Raw genomic sequence first — 3,322 nt, 5'->3', positions numbered from 1 at the left:
CCGAGCATCGCGAGGCCCGTACCATTCCCCTCTCCGACTTCCTCCTCAAGTAGATTTTGGGACATGCCCTAAAACCTATCCTTGACCGCTCACCGGTTCGCCGAGTTCTGCGCCACTATGTGCAGGGCTCGGTTTTTTATGTTGCGCGCCCCGGTACAGTCATAAAAAAGGACCCGCAAGCTGCGGGTCCTTTCTAGGCACTAAATTGTAGGCCGAATGTTAGTCCAGGTCGTCGGCAGCGAAGTTGTCGATCGGGGCGAAGGGATCGGCCACGGGGACAACCGGGTCAGCGACGGGCAGCGGCTCGGCGGGAACAGTCACCGCAGGAGAAGCGGCAGAACCGACCGGCGTGGAGGCCATGAGGTCGGCCGGGAAGGAGTTCTGGGCATCGTCCATGAAGTGCTGGATGAGCTTGAGATACTCGGCCTTGAACTCCTCACGAGAAGCCTTGAGACGATCGATCTCCTCGAGCTCAGCCTGCTTTTCGGTCAGAGCCTGGCGGATAACCTCGCGGGCCTTGGCGTCAGCCTCGTTGCGGATACGCTCAGCGTTCTCGTTGGCATCGTTGACGATGGTCTCAGCGGTCTGCTGGGCAGCGATCAGGGCAGCGGAAATCTGGCGCTCCTGAGCGGAGAAGTCAGGGGCGGGAGCAGCCACGGGGGCGGCAGGAACGGCCTGGGCGGTGGCATCCTGAGCCTGGGCAAGCTGAGCCTGCGCATCGGCAAGCTGCTGCTCGGTAGCAGTCAGACGACCCTTAAGGTCGACGATCTTAGCGAGCATAGCGTCAACCTCAGAGGACAGCGTCTCCAAGAAGACGTCGACCTCGGCAGGATCGTAGCCACGCTTGGCCTCAGAGAAAGTCTGAGCCTGGATGTCTGCAGGGGTAATAGCCATAACAAGTCTCCTTTTTCATCGCCTCGGCGCTACACGCCCGACGTAAGTTACTAAGACAGTTCTACACGAGTATACCTATAAGAAGCTGCAGAACCAGCCTCTGCACCAACTGCAACGCAATAATCGCAACGACCGGCGAAAAATCGATACCGCCCATCGGCGGGATGAAACGACGGAACAGGTTGAGCCACGGACCGCACACGCTATCAAGCACCGCAGCAATATCCTGAAGCAAACCACCCTGCTTCATGGGAATCCACGTCATAAAGCAGTAGACGACAATGAGCGTGGAATAGAAGTTGAACAGCGTGTTGACCAGCTGGACGATAGTGTAGATGTTGATGGGAATCTCCTCGTCTTGTCTTTACTTAAGGTAGCCGTCGGCACGAAGCTTCTTGAGATCGGAATCTTTGACCTCGCAACCGGCGGGCAGCACCATGAACACGCGGTCGCCCACCTCCTTGACCGTGGCACCCAGACCGCAGGCAAAGCCGTAAGAGAAGTCCAAGACGCGCTTGGCAACTTCGGTGCGTACGCCCACAAAAATCAGTGCGACAGGCTGCTTGGTGCGAACGCGGCGCACCACAGTCTCCACGTCGTCATAGCTCTCGGGGCGCAGGACATAGGCCGGCAGCTGCGGCGTGGCGTTGATGATATTGCTCGCATAGGCCGAGGCATCGCTCGGTGCAGGCGCGGGTGCAGCGGCGGCACGGGCGCGGGTATTCTCGGCGTAGCTCGACGGCGTGTCATAGGCACCGGGACGATAACCGCTCGCAACACTGTCCTGCGAGCGCGAAGGCGGGTTATACGTCGTGGCATGGCGGGAGTCATCGCCGACCAGCTGACCGGAGCGCGTATACACGGCAACCGACTCAGCTTCACCGCGGCGCGTCTGACCAAGCAGGCCGTTGCTCGGCTCGTCTTGGGTGTAGAAGCCCTCGCCCGAAGCACCGCTGTAGCCGTTGTTCTGATAGCCATCGTCGTAGCCGTCATCGTAGCCGTAGTCGTCGTCCTGGCCATAACCCTGGTCGTAACCCTGCTGGCCGCCCAGGTGCATCTTATTTTTAATCTCGTCAAGGAAGCCCATGGTTGTGTCCTCTCGCGGTTTAGTGCAGGCGCCCCGATAATCAGTGCGCACTTCAGAGCCTTATTTTACTGCAAACTCCGGGCTAAATACTACCCTGCCCAGGCGAACGAGCGTAGAGCCCTCCTCAAGGGCAGACTCAAAGTCCTCGCTCATACCGCAGGAAAGCTCAGGCAGGTTCAAATCGGGATGCGCCGCCTCCAGCTCATCCCTCAGCTCACGAAGCCCCGCAAAGGTGCGGCGTGCCACATCCTTATTCCCCCGGGGCGCCATAGTCATAAGCCCCTGTACGCAAATTCCCTCAAGTTCTGCAAGCTCACCCGCGGCGGCGCGAATCTCATCGGGTGAAAAGCCTCCCTTCGACTCCTCACCACTCACATTGACCTCAATGAGCACACGCTGGGGGCCGACGAGCTCGCCTGCCTCAATCTTGCGAACAGCACGGCTCGAGATCGCCTGCGCCAGATGCAGCGAACCCACCGAGTGAATCAGCTCGGCTGAGCCCAGCACCGCATTGATCTTATTGGTCTGCAGGTTGCCGATCATATCGAAGCGCACCTCGGGCAGCTCCGGATGCTCCGCCAGACCCGTGAGCTTGCGAACCAGCTCCTGCGGGCGGTTCTCGGCAAAATGGCGATACCCCGCCTGGATGGCGGCAACGGTCTCATCGACACCAACGGTCTTGGACACGGCAATGAGGCTCGCGGCGTCGTGGGGACGGCCCGCGCGATCGAGCGCCGCATAAAAACGTTCCAGAATCTGCTCGCGGCGAGCGCGCATCAAGTCCAAATAGTTATCCATTGCCAATCGCCTCCGCTGACAGCCAAACAAGTAGTCCCATGCTAACGCAAGAGCGCGGCCCCGCATGTGCAAGGCCGCGCTCACTTAGGTATTTACAATCTTTCGACGAACGGGGTTACTTACTCCTCGTCGTCCTCGCCATCGTCCTCATCCTCAAGATGATCGAGCAGGTAGCGAAGACCCTCGCTGACCTCGTTAACGGGCACCTTGGCAACGTAGCGTGCATCGACGGCGGGCCTCATGATAACACCCTCGCCCGAAGGCACGCGCATGCTCTCGAGCTCATCCTCATCAGTGCAGGCGATATCACCGGCAGTCATACGCTGTCCGGTCAACAGGAAGGTCAGACGGCAGGCGGCATCGATGGAAATCGAGGCGATGCGCTCGAGATAGCGCGATACCATGATGGCGCGGCGCAGGTCGTCATAGTTGCTGTCGTCGTCCATAAAATCGCCCGTGTCCATGCGGTTAAAGGTGCGGAAGAACTTCTCGTAGGCGGCGTGCACTGGCTCGTCCTCGACGGCCAAGTTGCAGATGATGGAC

At 59.5% G+C, this 3,322-nt stretch carries 4 protein-coding genes and 1 pseudogene; all 5 read right to left on the bottom strand.

Annotated elements, in window-relative coordinates; all coding sequences use genetic code 11:
* Positions 1–219 precede the first annotated feature (219 nt).
* A complete protein-coding gene (locus ABHR76_RS09660) occupies positions 220–894 on the bottom strand; it encodes a DivIVA domain-containing protein (RefSeq protein WP_006234242.1) in 675 nt (224 codons plus the stop codon).
* A 61-nt stretch (positions 895–955) separates the two neighbouring features.
* Positions 956–1,222: a YggT family protein gene (locus ABHR76_RS09655; protein ID WP_488212537.1), complete on the bottom strand. Its 267-nt coding sequence runs from the start codon at positions 1,220–1,222 to the stop codon at positions 956–958.
* Positions 1,223–1,258: 36 nt separating this feature from the next.
* Entirely contained in the window at positions 1,259–1,981 is a 723-nt protein-coding gene (locus tag ABHR76_RS09650; protein ID WP_006234245.1) for a cell division protein SepF, read from the bottom strand.
* A 60-nt stretch (positions 1,982–2,041) separates the two neighbouring features.
* Entirely contained in the window at positions 2,042–2,779 is a 738-nt protein-coding gene (locus ABHR76_RS09645; protein WP_117746754.1) for a YggS family pyridoxal phosphate-dependent enzyme, read from the bottom strand.
* 119 nt (positions 2,780–2,898) lie between these two features.
* Positions 2,899–3,322, bottom strand: a pseudogene (locus tag ABHR76_RS09640) (phosphate signaling complex PhoU family protein); the annotation flags it as partial.

The organism is Collinsella aerofaciens (assembly GCF_039752985.1).
GTDB classification, from domain to species: domain Bacteria; phylum Actinomycetota; class Coriobacteriia; order Coriobacteriales; family Coriobacteriaceae; genus Collinsella; species Collinsella aerofaciens_BT.
The sequence above is the reverse complement of the archived record's forward strand: the minus strand, read 5'-3'. Positions and strand labels throughout refer to the sequence as shown.

What these genes read in the sequence shown, in the direction of transcription:
- ABHR76_RS09660 (WP_006234242.1), bottom strand. Translation starts at nt 894, where the DNA reads ATGGCTATTACCCCTGCAGACATCCAGGCTCAGACTTTCTCTGAGGCC.
- ABHR76_RS09650 (WP_006234245.1), bottom strand. Translation starts at nt 1,981, where the DNA reads ATGGGCTTCCTTGACGAGATTAAAAATAAGATGCACCTGGGCGGCCAG.
- ABHR76_RS09645 (WP_117746754.1), bottom strand. Translation starts at nt 2,779, where the DNA reads ATGGATAACTATTTGGACTTGATGCGCGCTCGCCGCGAGCAGATTCTG.